We start from the raw sequence: 19,296 nt of genomic DNA, 5'->3' as shown, positions 1-19,296 counted from the left end.
TACGCCCGCTCGTGGACGCGCACGCGCCGGGCGAGGCTGGCAGGGCCGTGTCCGCGAGCGGACCGCCGTACGGTCCGCAGCCCGAGGGAGTACGAGATGGCGCTCAGCAGCGACGGCAGCGGACCCGCCGAGCCCGCCATCGCCGAGGCGAACGCGGAGGTCGTGCGCCGACTGCCGTTCGAGGACACCCGGGACCTCGCGGACGCCCGGCGCGGCTTCCTGGGCACGGCGTCCGAGAACCTGATCAAGGACGCCGACGGGCGCACGGTGTGGGACCTGGACGCCTACGGCTTCCTGGACCAGGAGTGCCCGCCCACCGCCAACCCCAGCCTGTGGCGGCAGAGCAGGCTCTGCTCCGAGCACGGGCTGTTCGAGGTGACCGAGGGCATCTACCAGGTGCGCGGCTTCGACCTGTCCAACATGACGATCGTCGAGGGCGAGCGCGGGGTCCTCGTCATCGACCCGCTGCTGTGCGCCGAGACGGCGGCTGCCGCGCTCGCCCTCTACCGCGCGCACCGCGGCGACCGTCCCGTCACCGGCGTCCTCTACACCCACAGCCACGCCGACCACTTCGGCGGCGTGCGCGGGGTGCTGACCGAGGAGGACGTCGCGTCCGGCGTCCCGGTGCTCGCCCCGCAGGGCTTCCTCGCGCACGCCGTCAGCGAGAACGTCTACGCCGGGACGGCCATGAACCGGCGCGCCGCCTACATGTACGGCGCCGCCCTGCCCAAGGGCGAGCGCGGGCAGATCGGCGCGGGTCTCGGGCAGACCACCGCGACCGGCGCCGTCGGTCTGATCCCGCCGACCGTCGACATCACCCGCACCGGGCAGAGCGAGGTCGTCGACGGCATCCGCATGGTCTTCCAGCTCACCCCGGGCACCGAGGCACCGGCGGAGCTGAACATCCACTTCCCCGACCGCGCCGCCCTGTGCATGGCGGAGAACGCCACCCACAACCTGCACAACCTCCTGACCCTGCGCGGCGCCGAGGTCCGCGACCCGCGCGTGTGGGCCCGCTACCTCACCGAGGCGGCCGACCTCTTCGGTCCCGCCTCCGAGGTCGCCTTCGCCTCCCACCACTGGCCGGTGTGGGGCACCGAGCGGGTCACGGAGTACCTCTCCGAGCAGCGCGACCTGTACGCCTACCTCCACGACCAGACCCTGCGGATGCTCAACCAGGGACTCACCGGTCCCGAGATCGCCGAGCGCATGGAGCTGCCCCCCGCCCTGGAACGCGCCTGGCACACCCACGGCTACTACGGCTCCGCCAGCCACAACTCCAAGGCGGTGTACCAGCGTTACCTCGGCTGGTTCGACGGCAACCCCGCCCACCTCTGGCAGCACCCGCCCGTCGAAGCCGCCCGCCGCTACGTCGAGTTCATGGGCGGCGCCGGTGAAGTCCTGCGCCGCGCACGGGAGTCGTACGACGCCGGTGACTTCCGCTGGGTCGCCGAGGTCGTCAACCACGTCGTCTTCGCCGACCCCGCCAACGCCGAGGCGCGCGCCCTCCAGGCCGACGCCCTCGAACAGCTCGGCTACGGCGCGGAGAACGGCACCTGGCGCAACTTCTACCTGATGGGCGCCCTGGAGCTGCGCCACGGCTCCGTCGGCACCCCCACCTCCACGGTCGCCCCCGACCTGCTCGCCGTCCTCACCCTCGACCAGCTCTTCGACACCCTCGCCATCCGCGTCGACGGACCGCGCGCGTGGGACGCGGACATCACCGTGCGCTGGAACATCACCGACGGGGACCCGGTGACCATGCGTCTGCGCAACGGCGTCCTGACACACGGCCGTTCGCTTCCCTCCTCGCCCCCGGACGCGGAGATCGCCCTCCCGGAAGCCGAACTGCGCGCCCTGCTCCTCGGCACGCTCACCCCGGCGGAACTGGCGTCCCGTCCGGGGGTGACCCTGACGGGCGAGGCGTCGGCGCTGACCAGGCTGCTGTCCCATCTCACCGAGCCCGACCCGGACTTCGCGATCGTCACACCCTGAGCGGAGCGGGCGCACAACACCCTTGTCCAGGAGTCGTACTGCCCCTAACGTCAAGATCGTTTAGGTCAACGACTCACCAAGACAAGGGAATCATGCGAAGACTGTGTCTTCTTCTGGCGACCGTGCTGGCCGCCCTCACCGGCGTGGTGGCGCTGCCCGCCACGTCCGCGCTCGCCGCCTCGGCGCCGCCGTCGTCCACCGGTCAGCGCTGGGCTCTGAAGGTCAACGGGGTGTACGTCTCCGCCGAGGTCAACGACTCCGGCGACCAGAACGGCAAGCTGCGGGCCCGCTCGACGACCGTCGGCTCCTGGGAGACCTTCTCCCTGCACACCGACAACATCTCGGGCGTCGGCTACGGCACGACCGTCTCGCTCCGGAACGAGGAGAACGGTCTCTACGTCACCTCGGAGGTCGACACCAGCGGCGCCCAGAGCGGGATGCTGCGTGCCCGGGGCACCAACAGCGGTTCCTGGGAGCGCTTTTACGTCGTCCCGCAGGGCGGGGGTCAGTTCGCGCTGAAGTCCGCCGCCAACGGGCTCTATGTCACCGCCGAGTTCAACTACACCGGCGGCGACCAGGGTCTGCTGCGCGCCCGTTCCTCCTCGGTGGGCAGTTGGGAGCGCTTCACCTTTGTGCCGGTCGACGGCGCCGGTGACACGGGCATGCCCCCGCAGTCGTCCGTGACCGCCTCCGGGCGGCACGACATCGCCTCGTGGAACGTGTGCGCGAACAACAACCCGAGCGCGGCGTGCAAGCTGCAGTACGTCGACGGCGACACGGTCGGCGCCAACGTCGCCTCCGGCGTGAACGGTTACCTGAACCACCGCCCCGAGGCGATCTTCTTCCAGGAGATCTGCGAGAAGGCGGTCAAGCCGCTGGAACTCGAGTTGGAGAGCCGGCTCGGCGGCGGCTGGGACGTACGGTTCGCGCCCACGTACTACAAGGTCGTCGCCACCGACGGCACCAGTGACACCGGTCTCCTGGCCCAGAAGACCTGCGCCGACAGCACCAGCCACAAGGACCGGGGCTCCTTCGGCATCGCGCTCGCGGTCAAGGACACCAACACCTGGTACCGCGGCTACACCCTGCCCTCGCCCGACAAGAAGGAACAGCGTCCCGCCCTGTGCGCCACCGTCCCCGAGACCGGGACTGTCTACTGCAACGCGCACTTCAGCAGCGGCTCGTACTTCGTAGACGGCAATCAGGCAGGTGACGACCCCGACGGCATATCCCGCCGCAAGCAGTCCGACGCCCTCAAGGGCATCGTCGACAAGCTCCAGGAGCGCGGCTACACCCCCTTCCTCGGCGGCGACCTCAACACCACCCACGCGTCCGTCGACGTGCTGTCGAGCCTGTACGCCTCCCACCAGGAGTGCGGCCAGCCCACCCCCGGCTCGCCCCACGACGGTGCCCCCACCGACGGCAACAACAAGATCGACTATCTCTTCGGCCCCACCGGCGCCACCTACGCCTGCGAGGTCGTCGACCCGTCCCTCTCGGACCACCGCATGATCCACGCGACGATCACGCTCTGACGGGTGATGCCGCGGCCGGGGCGGTGCGCCCCGGCCGCGCTCACTCCGCCGACCCGTCCCGCCGCCACGTCATCGTCACCTTGAGCTGCGCCTCGCCCTCCGACTTGGCGATGACGGCGCCGAATTCGGCGTTGAACCGTATGCCGAACTCCAGTCCCACCTCGTCCGGACGGCTCGGCATGTCGCGCAGCCGCCGCAGGGCGGAGACGGCCGCGTTCCGGATGCGGTCCATGCCGTCCTCGAAGGAGGCGGTGGCGTCGGCCACGGCGTTTCCCAGGCGGGAGACCTCCACGACGGCGGGGTCGTCGTCGGCCACCTCGACGATGAGGTGGCCGTCGTCGTCGGGCGCCGGAAAGCGCAGTAGGTGTGTCATGCGATCCCCCTCACGTGGCCGACCAGGCAAGCCGGTCGACCCCACGCTGTATGACCTGCGGCCGTCTTCCACTGGCGAGGCATTGCGGCCACCATGGAAGCGCACCCGGAGCCGCCGAACCACCATGTCAGGGGGAACCACGGTATGGCAGACCCTGCGAAGGACTTCTGTTCCGACCTTCTCGATCTGTCGGGGATCTCTTTGGCGGAGCTGCACTCCAGTGACGATCCCGCGCTGCGACGCGCGTTGAGCCAGGTGAGCGCCAAGGCGACCCTGGCGTTCGGGACGCTGGCCGGCGAGAGCCAGAGCGAGGAGATGAGGTTCGTCCGAGGGCGGCATCCGGACGAGTGCGGCCGGTGACCCCTCGGCCGCTGGACGTCCACCGGGTGTCCCTCGACTCGCTGCGCGCCATGGCGGCAGGCGACGCGAGCGAGACGGATCTCGAGCTGCTGTGTTCCGCGCAGCGCAGCCAGCTCCTGCTGATTCTCCGTGCCCTCCTGGACCGCGGCGACGAAGGGGTACGGCGCACCCGGCACCCCGGCGGCATCCCCTCGGGCCGTGACGCCTGGCGGCTGCTGTGCGTCGTCGAGGAACGGGCACCCGAGGCGGTGGAAGCCGTCCTGGCCGACCCCACCGTCATGGCGTGGGCCCTGCGCCTGCTCCGGCGCCTGAACGGAGCGGTCACCGGCGCGCCGTCCACCGCCCCGCTGTGGGCGGACCTCGGCCAGTTCCACGCGCTGGCGGCAGCGGCGACCCTGCGCGCCGGAGTCCCCTGCGTCCTGCGCGTGCCCGCCCACCGCGGTCTGGTGTGGCTGCCGGGTGCCGGGATGGCGGGACCGGTCGCACGGCGCCGCTGGAGCGAGGCGGAGATCCGGGTGGACGAGCGGGGCGCCGTCGTCCAGGGGGAGGACGGGCGGATCACGCTGGAGCGCCGCCTGCCCGACCCGGCGCCCGGCTGGCGCCCGCTGCGGACCGTGCGGACCGTGCCCGGACTCACGCCCGGCGGGAAACCCGGGCGGCGAGCGGCGGGACCCTGGCTGGACACGGTCAGTCCGTACCGGGACTTCACGCGCTACCCCAGATCCCCCGGCCGCTCGGGCGACCGCCGATTACCCGAGTGGGAGGACCGGCTCGCCGGTGCGTACGCCCTGCTGGAGCGGGAGTCCCCGGCGGACGCCGCCGCGCTTGGCGCGCTGGTGCGCACGCTCGTACCCGGCTCGCTCCGCCGTGCCGAGGGAGGCATGGTGGCCAGCGCCTCCTCGCTGGACGCCTTCGGCGCGGTCATGCTCTCCCTGCCCCACGACGTGACACAGACCGCCGCGGTCCTCGTCCACGAAGCACGCCACCAGCAGCTCAACGCCCTGCTCAGCATGGTCCACCTGGTCCGCGTCCCCGAGGACGGGACCGAGGGGACGGCGGAGGAGCGGCACTACTACGCGCCCTGGCGCAGCGACCCCCGACCGGTCAAGGGGCTGCTGCACGGGGTGTTCGCCTTCGCCGGAGTGGGCCGGTTCTGGCGCACCCACCGCCATCACGCGAGCGGACCCGAAGCCGACCGGGTGGACTTCGAATTCGCCGTCCTCCGCGACCAGTTGACGGAGGCGGTGGCCGCCCTCCGGAGCGACGACCGGCTCACCGAGGCGGGCCGGCTCTTCGCCGACGGGATCGCCGCCCAGGTCGCGGGCTGGCAGGACGACGAGGTCGCCGCCGGACCCGCCGCGCTGGCCGGACACTACTGCGCGCTGCGGCGGGCGGTGTGGCGCGCACGGCATCTGGAGATACCTTTCGCCGAGGCGGAGCGGCTCGCCAAGGCATGGGAGTCCGGAGCCGCAGCTCCCGCCCTGCCGCCCTCCGTTCTCCACGCACGTCCCGGGCTCATCCGTCCCGACACGTTCGGACCACTGGCCCGAATCCGGCTGTCCGCGCCCGCCGACTTCGCGGACCGACGCGAGGAGGCGGACGAGAGCGGGGAGCCGTCCCCGCGCGCCGAGTGCGCCGCCGTCGCGGGCGACACGGACCTGGCCGCGCGCCGGTACGCGGAGTGGACCGCGCGCGACCCGGAGGACGTCGAGGCGTGGATCGGCGCCGCCCTGGCCGTCCCGGCGGAGTCCCGTGGACCGGGCGACGCCCTGCTGCTGTCCCGCCCCGAAGCGGTGACCACCCTCCACCAGGCTCTGCGAACAGCCGGAGCCACGCCTCCCGCCCCTGCCGACCTCGCCGCGTGGCTGGCAGGAGCGGGCGAGCGGGGCTAGGGGGTGTCTCCCCGATCTTCGTGGATCAGCCCGCGAAGATCGGGGAGACGCCTCCTAGCCCCGCAACAGGCAACGTTCGCCCCGTCGCGACGCCCGGCACGCACTCTCGCCGCACCGGCCGAAAGCCCGAGTACGCCCAGTACGAGGGCTTCCGGCCGGCACGCCGAGAGCACGCACCGGACGCCGCTCCTTGACGGGCAAACGCTGCCTGTCGCGGCACTAGAGCGACAGCAGGTCGATGTCGCCGTTGGCGCGCAGTCCCCGTTCGGCGTCGAGGGTGGCGGGGTGGGAGGGGCCCAGGAGCAGCCGGTACCGGTCCAGCGCGCTCTCGTACAGCTCTTCGCTCTCCGCTGTCCTGCGCAGTGCCTTGAGGTCGTGGCTCAGGTTGAGTTCGACGGCGAGGTTCGCCGGATGGTCGGACCGCAGCCGTGCCGACTCGTCCTTCAGCGCCGCGTCGATGGCGTGGGCGTCCTCGATACGGCCCAGGGCGAAGTGGTCGCTGCCCAGGTTCATACGGGCGAGCAAGGTGCGGGGGTGGTCCGCGCCCAGGACCCGGGTCAGACCCTCGACCGATGCCTGGTCGAGTTCGAGGGCTGCCTCGGTCTGCCCCAGCAGCCGCAGGGTCACCGCCAGGTTCATGGCGATGGCGTAGCTGTGCGGATGATCCTGGCCGTACCGCTCGCGGTGGGTCTCCAGCACGCGTTCGCTCAGGGCGCGGGACTCCTGGAGCTTGCCGACCTGGCGCAGGTCGTTGGCGTGACTGGCCGCGATCAGCAGATAGTGGCGGCTGTCGGTGCCGAGGTTGGCCGCGATCAGCTCCAGATACTTGCTGGACAGCGCGTAGGCGGCTTCGTGGTCGCCCATCTTGCGCAGGGTCACACAGCGGTTGCGGTTCACCAGGGCCACGAACGGATGCTGTTCCCCGAACCTGCTGGTGACCTCGTCGGCGAGCGCCGCGTAGCCGTCGTCGGATTCCTCGTACCGGCCGACCTCCTGGAGGTCGAGCAGATACGCCTCGCGGGTGCCCAGTGTCTGGATGTGGTCCTCGCCCAGGACCTCGATCCTGCGCTCCCAGGTGTCCAGGTCCAGCTCGACAGCCTGGTCCGAACTGCCGGCCAGCCGGAGGCTCACCGCGTAGTTGTGCGCGGCGAGCAGGGTCGCCGGGTCGTCCCTGCCGAACTCGCGTGTACTGGTGTCGAAGACCTGCTGGTCCATCTCCCGGGCCTCGTCGAAATGCCCTCGGTTGCGGTGGTGGATGGCCAGATAGCTCTGCGCCCGCAGCGTGTCCTCGTGTCCTTCGCCCAGCACCCTGCGGTACCGCTCCACCAGTCCGGCCTGCATCTCGTAGGCACGCTGGAGGTCGGCGCGCTTCCCCCGCTCGCGCAGTGTCTCCGCGATCTGCTGGTCGACGGCGAGGACCTCCTCGTGATCCTCGCCCAGGTCCTCGCGCCAGATCGCCGCCGCCTCCTCGCCCAGACCCAGAGCCGTCGCGTGATCGCCCCGGGCGCGCAGGAACCGCACCTCGTTCAGTACGAGCCGACGGGTCCAGCCGTCCTTGCACTGCACGGCGTCGGACGCCCGCAGATGACTGAGCAGCGACGAGTACTGCGGCCAGAAGACGGAGCGCTGGGGATTGCGCGGATCGGCGTGGGCCAGCAACTGGTGCGCGGCGTGCCGCATCTGCTCCTGTTCCTGGGCGTTCATCTGCTCGATCAGCACGCGCTGGACCAGTCGGTGCATCAGCACCGTGTTCTGCCGATGGTCGATCCTGGCCAGTGCGTAACGCCCGATCTCCCTTACGGCCCGGCCGAGTTTGACCGGCTCGTCCAGCGCGGACTGCAGTTCCGGCGGTACGGAGATGCCCCGCACGGCGGAGAAGAGGTCCCACTCGATGGGTTCGGGAGCGAAGAAGGCGCAGACCTGGAGGAGTTGCAGAGCGGCGGGGTGGGTCTCGCGCAACCGGCCCAGCGACACGTTCCAGGCGGCGGCGACCGACCGGTTGTAGTCGTGCGGCGGATCGGACTGCATCAGCTCCGTGAAGTTGCGCTCGTACACCTCCAGGTACTGCTGCACCGGCATGCCTGTTTCCGCCAGCCACACCGCTGCCTGTTCCACCGCCAGCGGGAGGTCGCCCAGAGCCGAGGCGAGGTGGTCGACCGCCTCGTCGGGGAGGTTCTGACTGCGGCGCCGCAGCAGAGCCACGCTCTCCTCACGGGTGAAGACGTCCACCTCGAGGGAGCTGACGTTGGTGGACCAATGGGAGTTGCGAGATGTCACGATGATGCTGCCCGATCCGGCGCTGGGGAAATAATTGCGCACAGTCCTCGGATCTTCGGCATTGTCGAACACCAGCAGCCAGTCGCCGTACGGCTCATTGCGGCGCAGGGCGTCCAGAACCGCGGGCACAGCGCTCATTTCGGAGCCGACCTGCAGGCCGATGCGTTCGCCCAGTTCGATCAGCGACTGGACGATCTGGCTTTCCTGCTCGGACGGAATCCACCAGATGAGGCGGTAATCGCGGCTGTACCGGTAGACGTACTCGATGGCGATCTGGGATTTGCCCACGCCGCCCATGCCGTGCAGGGCTTCGGGCAGGACTGCCGCGATACCGCCGCGCAGCCGCTCCCGCAGCCTTTCGAGCAGGGTCTCTCGTCCTGTGAAATTTCGGTTCCGCTGCGGTACGTTCCCCCAGATGCGGGGCGATTCGGGCAGCGTCGACTGACCGGGGGCGACGGAGGAAGCGGCAGACACGGTGTGGCCTCCTTGTCGCAGCGACGGAGAAGCGGGGGAAGCGGGGGCGGACGGTGGCCGCGCTGCCGCTGAATTCCCCGTGAGAGGTGGGGCGTTCGGTATGTCGGAGATCTGAGGTGATGCGGATTCGTAATGTAACGTGTCTTTAGGTGTGATGTCCAAATTTGACCGCATTTCCTGGGGTGAGGAGTACCCCATTGGGTGTACATCTATCTGTTTGGCTGCGCCGTCGGTGGCGGCAGTGAGGTGATGGACCGGCCTGGGACCGGTGCGTTGCAGCAGTCGTCCGAGGCTGTTGGCGCGCGCCAGGAAAGGACCCGACACCGAGCACAGCGCGGTGTACAGATGCGTGACGAAGGGACGCGTCTGCTCGGTCATCGGCGGATCCGCGAGATCGCCCTCCGGCGCCACCAGCGCGCCCGCGCCCTCGCCCCACAGCGCCTCCAGACGCGGACCGAGGTGACGCTCGATCTCCCGCAACGCCCGTACGGTCTCGGTCCGGGAGCCGAGCGCCAGCAGTTCCTCCCGTACGCCCCCCTCGAAGTCGAAGGACACATGGTGGACGTTCTCGGTCTCCGCCGTGTCGCCCGTCTGCCGTACCAGACCCAGGAGCAGGATCTCGGAGAGGTGCCAGGGCTGTGCGTCCGGCAGCGACTGCTGCAGCAGCCGCATGACGGGAAGGTTGAGGGGAGCCGCCGCGAGCCGCTGGGCGAGCGCGTAGGCGACGGGAGAGGCGGTGGCGCGAAAGCGCCGCACCATGGCGGCGGCCCGCTTCGCCCGCAGCTCGGCGGACGATCCCGCCGCACGGTCGTCGCCCGTGTCGCCGCTCCGGGGCTCGGTCACGAGGTCGGCCAGCCGGGTCGGCACGGGTCCGACCGCGGCGGACCGCAGATCCCCCTCGGGACCGGTCCACAGCGTCGCCAGTTCCTGCCCCTCGCCGTCCCCCGCCCCGGCCACCAGGCGTGCCCAGCGCCCCAGCGCCACGGGTCCCAGCTCGACGACCGGCACCGGAACGGCGGTCTCTCCGGCGGTGTCCCGACCGGTGAGCGGCCACGGGTCCAGCGGATCCGGACCCGCGTGCTTCACATCGCTCGCGTAGGCGAGGTTGGGCGCGGCGGCCGAGGGAGCCCGTAACCGGGCGCGCGCGACCGTGGGCAGGGTCAGGTCCCACAACTGCTGCGGAAGCAGGCTCAGTACGGCGACGGGCGAGGACCGTCCCAACCGGTGCAGCACCGAGGCGGCGCGACCGGTGCGCCAGGCGCTGTGCCCCCCGTCGGTGACCGCCAGCAGAAGCTGCCTGCTGTCGGGGCGCACCCCGGCGGCGGTGCCCGCGCCGACGTCCCAGCGGACCAGCCGTACCGTGCGGAAGGCGGCCGTCTGCTCCATCAGTTCGGCGATCTGCCGTGCCGTGTGCGACCACAGCGCCATCGACGCACTGGCGTCCAGGAGCAGCACGAGGTCCAGCCTGCGTTCCCGTACCGGACGGCACACCGGCACCCACACCCCGGTGGCCGCCACCCGTTCGGCGGTCGCCTCCTCGTCCAGCTCCGCCTCGTGCGGCGAGCGGTACGTCAGCCGCAGCGGACGCAGCGACCTGCCGAGCGCGAGGGTCCCGGCCAACCGCGGCGAGGCGGGCCAGGCGGCGTGCCCCGCCTCGGTCCCCGTGTCCGCGGGGACGCCGGGGCTGCTCAGCGGGCGCAGGGGAGGACGCTCTTCTGCCGGGAGCGCGTCGAGCACGGGAGCGGGACCGACCGGGGGCTCTTCCTCCTCCGGCGAGGGAGCGAGGGGAGGGCGGCCGTCCTGTTCCTGTTCCTGTTCCTCGGGGGCGGCGTCGTCCGCTTCCCGTGGTGACGCCCGGTCGGCGGCACGGGGACCGGACTGCCGTGACCGCTCGCGGGGGCGCTCGCCGCGCTCCAGGGCGGCGCGTCCGGGCACGTCGAACAGCGGTACGGAGCTGTCCCGGTACGCCGCCAGATAGAGCGCGTCCGCCAGGTCCGTCCAGGCGGGCAACGCCGTGCCCGGGTCGTGCCCGGGCTCCCCTGCCGGTGGCACGGCTGGGGGCTCGGGGGATGCCGATGTCATCCGGCCCTCGATTCCGCCCCCGCTCCGTCGAGCCGGTGCCACAACGCGTCCACGAGTTCCTCCAGCGACTCCTCGTCGCCGGAGAAACGCCCCGAAGTCGCCAGGAACACAGCGTTGAGCAGTTGATCCATCGCGAGACCGCCCCGCTCCCTGCTGTTGTGCAGGAACTGGTCTATCAGGCTCTGCGCGCGGGCGGAACCCGAGGAACCGGAGGCGGCCTGGCGCAGATGGGCCATGACCATGTTGACGAGCTGCGGGCGGTCCGGATCGGGCATCCGCAGCCGCAGACAGCGGCGCAGAAACGCCGGGGGGAACTCCCGCTCACCGTTGGAGGTGATCACCACGATGGGAAAGGCCCGGCACTTGACCACGCCATCGACGATGTCGGCGCTGCGGCTCGGATCGTCGGTCATCACGGTCACCCGGGGGTGCAGCCGCCGGGCGCGCACCAGCTCGGCGACCGGGAACTGGCCCTCCTCGAACACGCTCAGCAGGTCGTTGGCCAGATCCTGGTCGCTCTTGTCCAGCTCGTCGACGAGGAGCACCCGGGGCAGCTCGTAGGGCAGCAACGCCGTACCCAGCGGGCCCAGTTGGAGGTAGTCGCCGATCCCGGGCAGGCGCTCGTCGTCCGACGGCTCCGCCGCACCGGCGACGGCGTGGTGCGTACCGCGCAGCGCCGCCGCGTCCTGGACCCGGCCGATCGCGTCGTACTCGTACAGCCCGTTGCGCAGGGTGGTGCGGCTGGTGATGTGCCAGCGCAGGACGCGGCCCAGCCGTAACTCCCGGCTGATGCGGTACGCGAGCGACGACTTGCCGGTTCCGGGGCGACCGGTGACCAGCAGCGGGCGGCGCAGCAGCAGCGCCGCGTTCACCATGTCGGCCTCGCGCCTGAGCTGGTCGGAGCCGGGGGACGACGCGCCGACCTGGCCCAGCCGGCGCTCCGCCTCCTCGTCGTCCGACGGCGGTGGCGGGACGACGGGACCGCCGGTGAAACGGCGCCAGGGCGGCGGGGGCGGCAGCAGCGTCCCGAGATCGGAGTCGTACAGGGGCTTGCCCGTGCCGCGATAGATCCACCACCGGCTGTCCGCACCGTTCTGCCCCGGACCCTTGCCCGCGGGCCCGGCCGGGACCGCCGCGTCCTGGGGTGCGGCGCCGCCCGAGCCGTTCACCTCGCCGGACGGACGCGTCCTTTCCGCCTCACCGTCTCCTGGAACCATGTCGCCCTACCCTCCCCCCTGCGCGGAAGACTCCGCCGCTTCTCCCGGTCCGCCCGGCAGGCGGTACGGGTCGTCCCAGAGCAATGCTGCGTGGTGACCGAGCGCAGAGGAGCCACCCTCAGCAGGATCCCCGTCTCCGGCCCCAATGCGCAACGCCCTGACTACCTCAGGCAATCGGTGAACGCCCGTGCGTGCGGCAATTTCCAGCAATTCATGCCGGAAGGCGGGGTCGATTCCGCCACGGCGGTCCCATACGACTATGGGCACCCCCGCCCGGAGGGAGACGTCCAGTTCGTCGATGCCGGAGTCCATGGTTCCCCGGCTGCCCGGCGGTCCGCTCAGGACAACCATGACCGGGTGCGGGTCCGCGAGCAGACGGTCGGGATGCTCACCGGGAAACCAGTGCACCGGGCCCCGGCAGCCCGGCTTCAGCGTGTCCCACCGCTTGGCCCAGCGGCCGTGGGTCGCCCGCCCCTCCACCCGTTCCAGGCTGCGCAGGACGACCGGATGGTCCTTGCCCAGCGTCGCCTCCGCACCGCCGAATCCCTCTTTCGCCCAGCTCTCCACCGGCAGGTGCATGAGGCTTTTGGGCAGCACGAACTCCAGGGCGAGGTCGTCCCGGCACAGATAGGCCCAGCCGGTCTCGGCCTCCTGCACCAGCGACTTCACGCGTTCGGGCAGATCCACCACGTCGATCTCCAGATCCCCGCCCTTCACGGGATACGGAGCCGGACTGCTGCCGTTGCGGTACCAGTAGGTGAGCTGCTGCGTATGCGCGCGGTCGGAATAGAGCAGAGGACGGAGCCGGACCATCAGCCAGGTGGCGGGGGACCACACGGTCTCCTTGTCGACCCCGGGTAACGACATCGGCGGTACGGCACTCACCGGGCGGGCGAAGTCACGCTCGGACCGGACGGCGGGACGGGCGCCCTCCCCCGCGGCGACGGCGGGCAGGTTGGGGGCGCCGCCGTGGCCGGGCGCGCTGCCGCCGGGGTACGCCTCCGGCAACTGCCGGTGCTCCGCCGCCCAGTCGAGCAGTTCCTGCCGCTGACCGCCCCTCGCGTACCGCGCCAGCTCCTCCACCAGCAGCACACAGGGCAGCGCCCGCCCCGGCCGGGCGTTCAGCGTCGCCGCGTACAGCACCGCCGACCACGGTTCCGCGCAGTGCGCCGGGAGGGGGTCGGGGCGGTCGCCGAGTGCCTCGTGGAAGACCCCGGCGATGTCGAGGACTTCGAGACCGCCGAGGAGGGTCATCAGGCGTTCCCAGGTGGGGGCGGGGAAGAGGGGGACCTCGGCGAGGGCGATGGCGGTGCGCAGCCGGGCCATGTCGCGGGTCTCGCCCTCCAGCATCGAGACCACGCCGCCCAGCACCCGCAGCCCGTCCGGGTGGGCCATCACCTCGCGGAGGAGGAACATGAGCGCGATCCGGCGTCGGCTGGTGTCGGGCAGCACGATCCTGATCCGCAGCGCCCGCCCCACCTGGCGCGCGCACTCGTGCAGCAGCACCGGTTCCTCGAAGCACGGGACGGCGTCCAGCGCGTCGAGCAGCACCTTGGGCGGTCCCCAGGAATCCGGCACGAGCGTCACGAGGATGCGCCTCCCGGGGCGGGCGGACGCGGACCACCGGCGGGTGCCGGCGCCGGCCACAGCCTCTCCAGGAGGTCCAGGGCGGACCGCGCGGCCCGGGACTCGTCGTCCAGGAGCCGTACGGCGTCCACCAGGGCGCGCCGCCCGTCGGGGTGCTCGGCGCACGCCTGGACGACGAAGAAGAGCTGGAGCCGGGGCCGGGCGTGCGTCCGTACGGCACGGCGGATACGGGGCGGCAGCAGACCGCGCAGCGCGGCGCCGCCGTCGTCCTCGATCGGGGGCACGTCCAGGAGCGCGTCGGCCAGCGCGAACTGGTCACGGTCGGAAGGGGGTTGCGGCACGGGCGACGTTTCCGGCTCCGCCTCCGCGAGCGCCCCGCCCAGTTCCGGCCACGCCCGCGCCGCCGCCTCCAGCGGAAGCATCCACGCCGCCCTCGCCTGCTGGTCGGTGTACGCCGCGGTGACCATCCCGACGACCCGGCGCCCCGCCGCGTCCCACACCCCGGCACCGCTGAAGCCGTGACCGATCCGGGGTCCGCCGACGCCGGTGCCTTCGAGCTGTATCCAGTCGTGGTGCGGACCGCCCCGGCCGACCAGGCGCGCCCGCGCCCACAGCCCGTCGGGCGCGCCCGCGGGATGGCCGTACAACCGCACCTCGCGCCGCTCCGGTTCGCCGCACGCTCCGAGCCGTGCCGCCGCCGTTCCGCCGGGCGGCGCCCCGGACAGGCGCAGGACGGCGAGGTCGCCCCCGGAGCCACCGGCGAGCGGTCCGGGGAACCAGGCGTTGGGCAGGACGCTCGCCCCGACGGGCGTACCGCCCGGAAGCCCCGGCACGTCGACCAGCACGCTCCCCTCGGGCGCGGTCCCGTCCCCCGGTCCCTGGCCGAGGACCGAGGTCACGACATGCGCGCAGGTCAGCACCGTGTCCGCCCGCACCAGAATGCCCGCGCCCCGGACGCCCCCGCGCGGCGACAGGACGCGCACTCTTCCCGAGGCCACCGCCCCCGCGGCATCCCCCTTCGCCACTGACCCGCCCCTTCCCCCGCATGGCACCGTCGACGGACGGCCCACGAATGAACCAGCGTACGAAGCGCACGCGCTCCGCACACGGGCTGTGCGTATCCCGGAGCTTTACCGGATGCGGCACCGGCGAATCATCGGTACACGCACGAGCGCGCGGTGGGAAGGGGACGGCGTGCCGGGGGCGCACGCGCCGTACGGCGACCGGATCACTCGCCCCGCCCCTGATCCCACCGGAACCGCCGCACCGCCACCACCGCCCCCGCGACCCCCCACAGCGCCAGCACCCCGAAGTCGGACCAGGGGAGGGTCGCGGGACCCGGGGTGAAGGCGTGGAGGAGGGCGTCGTTGAAGGGTTTCACCGGGAGGGCGGAGGCGAGGGAGTTCAGGGCGGGGGAGTGGATCGGCATGTAGGTGCCGGAGATGAACACCAAGGGGAACAGGACCAGTTGGACCACCGCGGGAGCCGCTTCCGCGTTGCGGATCAGGGCGGCGACCGCGACGCCGAGGGCGCAGAAGGCGGCGGCGCCGAGCAGGAGGGCGGCGGTGAGGGCGGGCCAGTGGGAGAGGGCGGGCAGGGGGACGCCGTAGAGGGTGCCGACGGCGGTGATGAGCAGGACGTCGACCAGGCTCACCAGGACGCAGTGGGCGAGCAGTCCGACGAAGTACACCGAGGCGGGCAGGGGAGTGGCGCGGACCCGCTTCAGTACTCCGCTCTGGCGGCGGGTGGCGAGGACGATCGCCAACTGGCTGTAGCAGGAGCCCAGTACGGACAGCGCGGCGATGGTGGCGACGTAGTACTGGAGCGCGGAGCGGCCGTAGTAGAAGTCGGTCGAGCCGATGCCGCCGAACAGACCGCCGAAGACCGCCATCACCACTACGGGGAAGACGAAGGTGAAGAACGCGCTCTGCGGGTTGCGCCAGAACGAGAGTTGCTCGTAACGGATCTGGTGCCAGAGCAGGCGGGTCCCGCGACCGGTGGTCGTCGTCGTGCTCATCGGACGCTCCCTTCCGGGGCGGTCTCCCGGGGTGCCGTGAGGCGGAGATAGACCTCTTCCAGGCTCGGGCGGTCCACGGTCAGGGCGTTGAGGACGGTGTCGTGGCGCAGGGCCCAGCCGGTCAGGAGGTGCAGCGTCGCGGTCGGTTCGGTGGACTCGACGGTGAGCAGACCGTCTTCGTCCGCCGCGGCGTCAACGGGCAGGTCCGCGACGGTGGTTCCGGGTGGGAGCGCGAAGCGGATGCGGGTGGTGGCGGTGTCGCGACCGCCGAGGGTCGCGGGCGTGCCCTCCGCGACGATCAGACCGTCGGCGATCACCGCGACCCGGTCGGCCAACCGCTGTGCCTCCTCCATGTAGTGGGTGGTGAGGAGGACGGTGGTGCCCGTCTCGCGCAGCTCCCGGATCAACTGCCAGGCGTTGCGGCGGGCGTTGGGGTCGAACCCGGTCGTCGGTTCGTCGAGGAAGAGCAGGGCGGGGTCCCCGATGACACCCAACGCCAGGTCCAGGCGCCGCCGTTGACCTCCGGAGAGCGCCCGTACCTTCTGCTTCTCCAGCCCGGCGAGACCGACCAGGGCGATCACCTCGTCGGTGTCGCGCGGCGCGGGGTAGTAGCCCGCGTTGCGGGCGACCGTCTCGCGCACGGTGAGGTACGGCTCGACCGCCACGTCCTGGAGCACCAGCCCGATCCGCTCGCGCAGCGCCCGCCCGGTGGCCCTCTCACCCGGGTCCAGACCGAGCACCTCGACCCGCCCGGAGTCCCGGTCCCGGAACCCCTCCAGGATCTCCATGGTGGTCGTCTTGCCCGCCCCGTTGCGCCCGAGCAGCGCGAAGATCTCCCCGTGCGCCACGGTGAAGTCCACCCCGCGCACGGCGTGCACGTCCCCGTACCGCTTGTGCAGCCCCGCCACCACGACCGCGTCGCTCATCCCCGCACGCACCGCGCCTCCACCGTCAGGTCCAGGCGCCGCCCCGCCATCCCCGGCGAGGCGGTCACCCCGAACTCGGTGCGGTCGACTCGGAGAGTGGCCCGCACGGTGAATCCGCCCTCGAACAGCGCGAGTCGGACCACCGACAGCCGTACCGGCCGGGAGACGCCGTGCGCGGTCAGCGTGCCGGAGACCGCGTCCGCCTCCATCTCCCCGGAGACGAACGTGATCAGCGGGTGCGTGCTGGTGTCCAGGAACCGCGCCGACCGTACGGCGGCGTCCCGCTGCGCGTTGCCCGAGCGGAAGCTCGCCGCGTCGACCTCCGCGCTGATCCGCGAGCCGGAGAGCGGGTCCGCCACGTCGACGGTGCCGCCACGCAGCGCGAACGTGCCGCGCACCGGCAGCAGTCCGAAGACGTGCGTGGTCCTGAAGGAGAGCGCCGAGCCGTCCGGGTCGATCGTGTAGCGGCCCGGGCGGGGGGTCCGGGGAGTCGTCGGAGTGGTGCCGCCTGTCGCGTCCATGCCCCCATTGCACGCCGCGGGCGGGCTGCGGGGAAGAGTGAACGGTCGTGCGCGGAGCCCGCGTTGGTGCTGTCCGCAGCCGACTTTCGTAGGGTCCGCCCCCGCCGCAAGTCCTCGATCCCGCCGACCGGGACCGCCCCGCGCCCCCGGTGTCCTACGGTGGCCCGCATGACCGAGGGACCATGGCACTGCCGCCACCGGCTCGCCGTGGACGTGGCGATCGCGACCGCCTTCGTCCTGCTCGACACCGCCCTGACCCTGACCGGCGCCACCTGGTGGCCCGACCGCCCCGGTCCGCTCGCCTGGACCCTGCTCGCCGCCCAGGCGCTCGCGTGCGCCTCGCTCGCCGTACGCCGCACCGCCCCGCTGACCGTCGTCGCCGTACTCGGCGCGTTCACCCTCGCCGTGTCGCTGCTGGTCTACCCGGCGGGGCTGCTGACACCGCGCCACCCCGGCGGCATCTGGGCGCCCTTCGCCACGCTCCCGGCGGCGTACGGTCCGCTCTTCTACCGGCGCGACCGGTGCGGCAGCCGCAACCGCCGTACCGCGTACGCCGTGCTCGCCGCCCTCACCCTCGTCGTCATGCGCCCCTGGGAGCCGTCCCTCACCACCATGACGGTCGGGCTGCTGCGCACGGCGGTCGGACCGCTCCTCGCGCTGTACTTCGACACCCGCCGCCGCTTGCTGCGCGCCCTCGTCGAGCGCGCCGAACGCGCCGAACGGGAACGGCACTTGCTCGCCGAGCGCGCCCGCGCCGAGGAACGCGCCCGGCTCGCCGGGGAGATGCACGACGTGGTCACCCACCGGGTCAGTTTGATGGTGCTCCAGGCGGGCGCCCTGAAGGTGACCGCGCCGGACGAGGAGACCCGGCGGGCGGCGGAGGAGCTGCGCGCCGCGGGCTGCCAGGCGCTGGAGGAACTGCGCGACCTGGTCGGCATCCTGCGCACCGCCCCGGAGGGCGACCGGACCCCCTCGGTGACGGGGTTCGCCGACCTCGTCGCCGAGTCGGTGGCGGTCGGCATACCGACCGAACTCGTCGAGGAGGGCGACCCGGCGCTGGCTTCCCCGGTCGTCGGACGCACCGCCTACCGGGTGCTGCGCGAAGCGCTGACCAACGTACGCAAGCACGCGCCCGGAGCCAGGGTGCGGGTGAACGTGGCGTACGACAGCGCGGGGGTACGGCTCACCGTCCACAACACCGCGCCCACCGGCGCCCCGGCGGCAGCCCTCGCCGGCACGGGTTCCGGGCTCGGGATCGCGCGGCTGCGGCAGCGCATCGAGCTGGTGCACGGCACCCTGCGTGCCGGACCCTGTACCGACGGCGGGTTCAGCGTCGAGGCGACGCTGCCCGCGTTCGTCCCGACCGCCGAAGTGGAGGCATGAGCATGATCCGGGTCGTGGTGGTGGACGACGAGCCCATGGTCTGCGGATTCCTGCGCACCATCCTCGGCTCGGCTCCGGACATCGAGGTCGTCGCCGAAGCCCACGACGGTGCGGCGGGGCTGGAGGCGGTCCGGCGCGGGCGCCCGGACGTCGTCCTCATGGACCTGCGGATGCCGGGCATGGACGGTCTGACCGCGATCGGCCACCTGGGACGGCTGCCCGACCCGCCGCTCGTCGTGGTCCTGACCACCTTCGACGCCGACCAGTACGTGCTGCGGGCGCTGCGCGCCGGTGCCGTCGGCTTCCTGGTGAAGTCCACCCCACCCGAGGAACTGATCGGTCTCGTACGCACCGCCGCCCAGGGTCACACCGTCCTGTCCCCCTCGGCAGCCCGCCGCCTGGTCGCCGCCTCCACCGACCGCCTCTCCGCCCACGACCGCGCCCGCGACCTGCTCGCCGCTCTGACGGAACGCGAACTCCAGGTCCTCACCGGCCTCGGCGAGGGCCTCTCCAACGCCCGCATCGCCACCCGGCTCCACCTCTCCGAAGCCACGGTCAAGGGCTACGTCTCCCGCACCCTGGAAAAACTGGGCTGCGCGAACCGGACGCAGGCGGGGCTGCTGGCGCATGACGCGGGGCTGACGGACTGACGGCGCC

14 protein-coding genes are annotated in these 19,296 nt (G+C 72.1%); 6 read left to right on the top strand and 8 right to left on the bottom strand.

Features of this window, described 5'->3' with window-relative positions; translation table 11 throughout:
* Nucleotides 1-96 precede the first annotated feature (96 nt).
* Together IF655_RS23575 and IF655_RS23570 are read left to right on the top strand one after the other, a co-directional pair.
* Complete coding sequence (locus IF655_RS23575; protein ID WP_199587094.1) at nucleotides 97-1,995, top strand: alkyl/aryl-sulfatase; 1,899 nt, start codon at nucleotides 97-99, stop codon at nucleotides 1,993-1,995.
* Nucleotides 1,996-2,087: 92 nt separating this feature from the next.
* Entirely contained in the window at nucleotides 2,088-3,530 is a 1,443-nt protein-coding gene (locus IF655_RS23570; RefSeq protein ID WP_199587093.1) for an endonuclease/exonuclease/phosphatase family protein, read from the top strand.
* Between the two features lie 40 nt (nucleotides 3,531-3,570).
* Here IF655_RS23570 and IF655_RS23565 read toward each other — a convergent pair whose 3' ends face one another.
* Nucleotides 3,571-3,903, bottom strand: coding sequence for a CU044_2847 family protein (locus IF655_RS23565; RefSeq protein ID WP_199587092.1), 333 nt, complete (start codon nucleotides 3,901-3,903; stop codon nucleotides 3,571-3,573).
* A gap of 144 nt (nucleotides 3,904-4,047) precedes the next feature.
* On the opposite strand from IF655_RS23565, the gene IF655_RS23560 reads away from it, so the two are divergent.
* Together IF655_RS23560 and IF655_RS23555 are read left to right on the top strand one after the other, a co-directional pair.
* Complete coding sequence (locus tag IF655_RS23560) at nucleotides 4,048-4,263, top strand: hypothetical protein (protein WP_199587091.1); 216 nt, start codon at nucleotides 4,048-4,050, stop codon at nucleotides 4,261-4,263.
* On the top strand, nucleotides 4,260-6,155 hold the full coding sequence (locus IF655_RS23555) for an HEXXH motif-containing putative peptide modification protein (RefSeq protein WP_199587090.1): 1,896 nt from the start codon (nucleotides 4,260-4,262) through the stop codon (nucleotides 6,153-6,155). The genes IF655_RS23560 and IF655_RS23555 overlap by 4 nt, the downstream gene beginning before the upstream one ends.
* A 219-nt stretch (nucleotides 6,156-6,374) precedes the next feature.
* Here the strand turns inward: IF655_RS23555 and fxsT are convergent, their stop codons facing one another.
* From fxsT to IF655_RS23520, 7 genes are all read right to left on the bottom strand, one after another.
* Nucleotides 6,375-10,988 (bottom strand): FxSxx-COOH system tetratricopeptide repeat protein, encoded by a 4,614-nt coding sequence (gene fxsT, locus IF655_RS23550; RefSeq protein ID WP_199587089.1) that lies wholly within the window; start codon nucleotides 10,986-10,988, stop codon nucleotides 6,375-6,377.
* Nucleotides 10,985-12,205, bottom strand: a complete 1,221-nt coding sequence (locus IF655_RS23545; RefSeq protein WP_242488896.1) for a MoxR family ATPase — start codon at nucleotides 12,203-12,205, stop codon at nucleotides 10,985-10,987. The genes fxsT and IF655_RS23545 overlap by 4 nt, the downstream gene beginning before the upstream one ends.
* A gap of 6 nt (nucleotides 12,206-12,211) precedes the next feature.
* Nucleotides 12,212-13,792, bottom strand: a complete 1,581-nt coding sequence (locus IF655_RS23540; protein ID WP_199587088.1) for a hypothetical protein — start codon at nucleotides 13,790-13,792, stop codon at nucleotides 12,212-12,214.
* Complete coding sequence (locus IF655_RS23535; protein WP_199587087.1) at nucleotides 13,789-14,790, bottom strand: trypsin-like peptidase domain-containing protein; 1,002 nt, start codon at nucleotides 14,788-14,790, stop codon at nucleotides 13,789-13,791. Before IF655_RS23535 ends, IF655_RS23540 begins: the two co-directional genes overlap by 4 nt.
* Nucleotides 14,791-15,020: 230 nt before the next feature.
* Entirely contained in the window at nucleotides 15,021-15,809 is a 789-nt protein-coding gene (locus IF655_RS23530; RefSeq protein WP_199587086.1) for an ABC transporter permease, read from the bottom strand.
* Nucleotides 15,806-16,735, bottom strand: coding sequence for an ABC transporter ATP-binding protein (locus IF655_RS23525; RefSeq protein ID WP_199587085.1), 930 nt, complete (start codon nucleotides 16,733-16,735; stop codon nucleotides 15,806-15,808). The genes IF655_RS23530 and IF655_RS23525 overlap by 4 nt, the downstream gene beginning before the upstream one ends.
* Nucleotides 16,732-17,256, bottom strand: a complete 525-nt coding sequence (locus tag IF655_RS23520; protein WP_199587084.1) for a YceI family protein — start codon at nucleotides 17,254-17,256, stop codon at nucleotides 16,732-16,734. The genes IF655_RS23525 and IF655_RS23520 overlap by 4 nt, the downstream gene beginning before the upstream one ends.
* A 168-nt stretch (nucleotides 17,257-17,424) precedes the next feature.
* Between IF655_RS23520 and IF655_RS23515 the strand changes: the two genes are divergently transcribed.
* Together IF655_RS23515 and IF655_RS23510 are read left to right on the top strand one after the other, a co-directional pair.
* On the top strand, nucleotides 17,425-18,639 hold the full coding sequence (locus IF655_RS23515) for a sensor histidine kinase (RefSeq protein WP_199587083.1): 1,215 nt from the start codon (nucleotides 17,425-17,427) through the stop codon (nucleotides 18,637-18,639).
* Nucleotides 18,640-18,641: 2 nt separating this feature from the next.
* Nucleotides 18,642-19,289: a response regulator transcription factor gene (locus IF655_RS23510; protein ID WP_199587138.1), complete on the top strand. Its 648-nt coding sequence runs from the start codon at nucleotides 18,642-18,644 to the stop codon at nucleotides 19,287-19,289.
* Nucleotides 19,290-19,296: the final 7 nt, after the last annotated feature.

This window comes from Streptomyces sp. DSM 110735, assembly GCF_016482685.1.
Classification (GTDB): Bacteria; Actinomycetota; Actinomycetes; order Streptomycetales; family Streptomycetaceae; genus Streptomyces.
Note: the sequence above shows the minus strand (reverse complement) of the source record. Positions and strands in the feature narration are given on the sequence as shown.

What these genes read in the sequence shown, in the direction of transcription:
- IF655_RS23575 (WP_199587094.1), top strand. Translation starts at nt 97, where the DNA reads ATGGCGCTCAGCAGCGACGGCAGCGGACCCGCCGAGCCCGCCATCGCC.
- IF655_RS23515 (WP_199587083.1), top strand. Translation starts at nt 17,425, where the DNA reads ATGACCGAGGGACCATGGCACTGCCGCCACCGGCTCGCCGTGGACGTG.
- IF655_RS23530 (WP_199587086.1), bottom strand. Translation starts at nt 15,809, where the DNA reads ATGAGCACGACGACGACCACCGGTCGCGGGACCCGCCTGCTCTGGCAC.
- IF655_RS23570 (WP_199587093.1), top strand. Translation starts at nt 2,088, where the DNA reads ATGCGAAGACTGTGTCTTCTTCTGGCGACCGTGCTGGCCGCCCTCACC.
- IF655_RS23525 (WP_199587085.1), bottom strand. Translation starts at nt 16,735, where the DNA reads ATGAGCGACGCGGTCGTGGTGGCGGGGCTGCACAAGCGGTACGGGGAC.
- fxsT (WP_199587089.1), bottom strand. Translation starts at nt 10,988, where the DNA reads ATGACATCGGCATCCCCCGAGCCCCCAGCCGTGCCACCGGCAGGGGAG.
- IF655_RS23565 (WP_199587092.1), bottom strand. Translation starts at nt 3,903, where the DNA reads ATGACACACCTACTGCGCTTTCCGGCGCCCGACGACGACGGCCACCTC.
- IF655_RS23510 (WP_199587138.1), top strand. Translation starts at nt 18,642, where the DNA reads ATGATCCGGGTCGTGGTGGTGGACGACGAGCCCATGGTCTGCGGATTC.
- IF655_RS23545 (WP_242488896.1), bottom strand. Translation starts at nt 12,205, where the DNA reads ATGGTTCCAGGAGACGGTGAGGCGGAAAGGACGCGTCCGTCCGGCGAG.
- IF655_RS23560 (WP_199587091.1), top strand. Translation starts at nt 4,048, where the DNA reads ATGGCAGACCCTGCGAAGGACTTCTGTTCCGACCTTCTCGATCTGTCG.
- IF655_RS23520 (WP_199587084.1), bottom strand. Translation starts at nt 17,256, where the DNA reads ATGGACGCGACAGGCGGCACCACTCCGACGACTCCCCGGACCCCCCGC.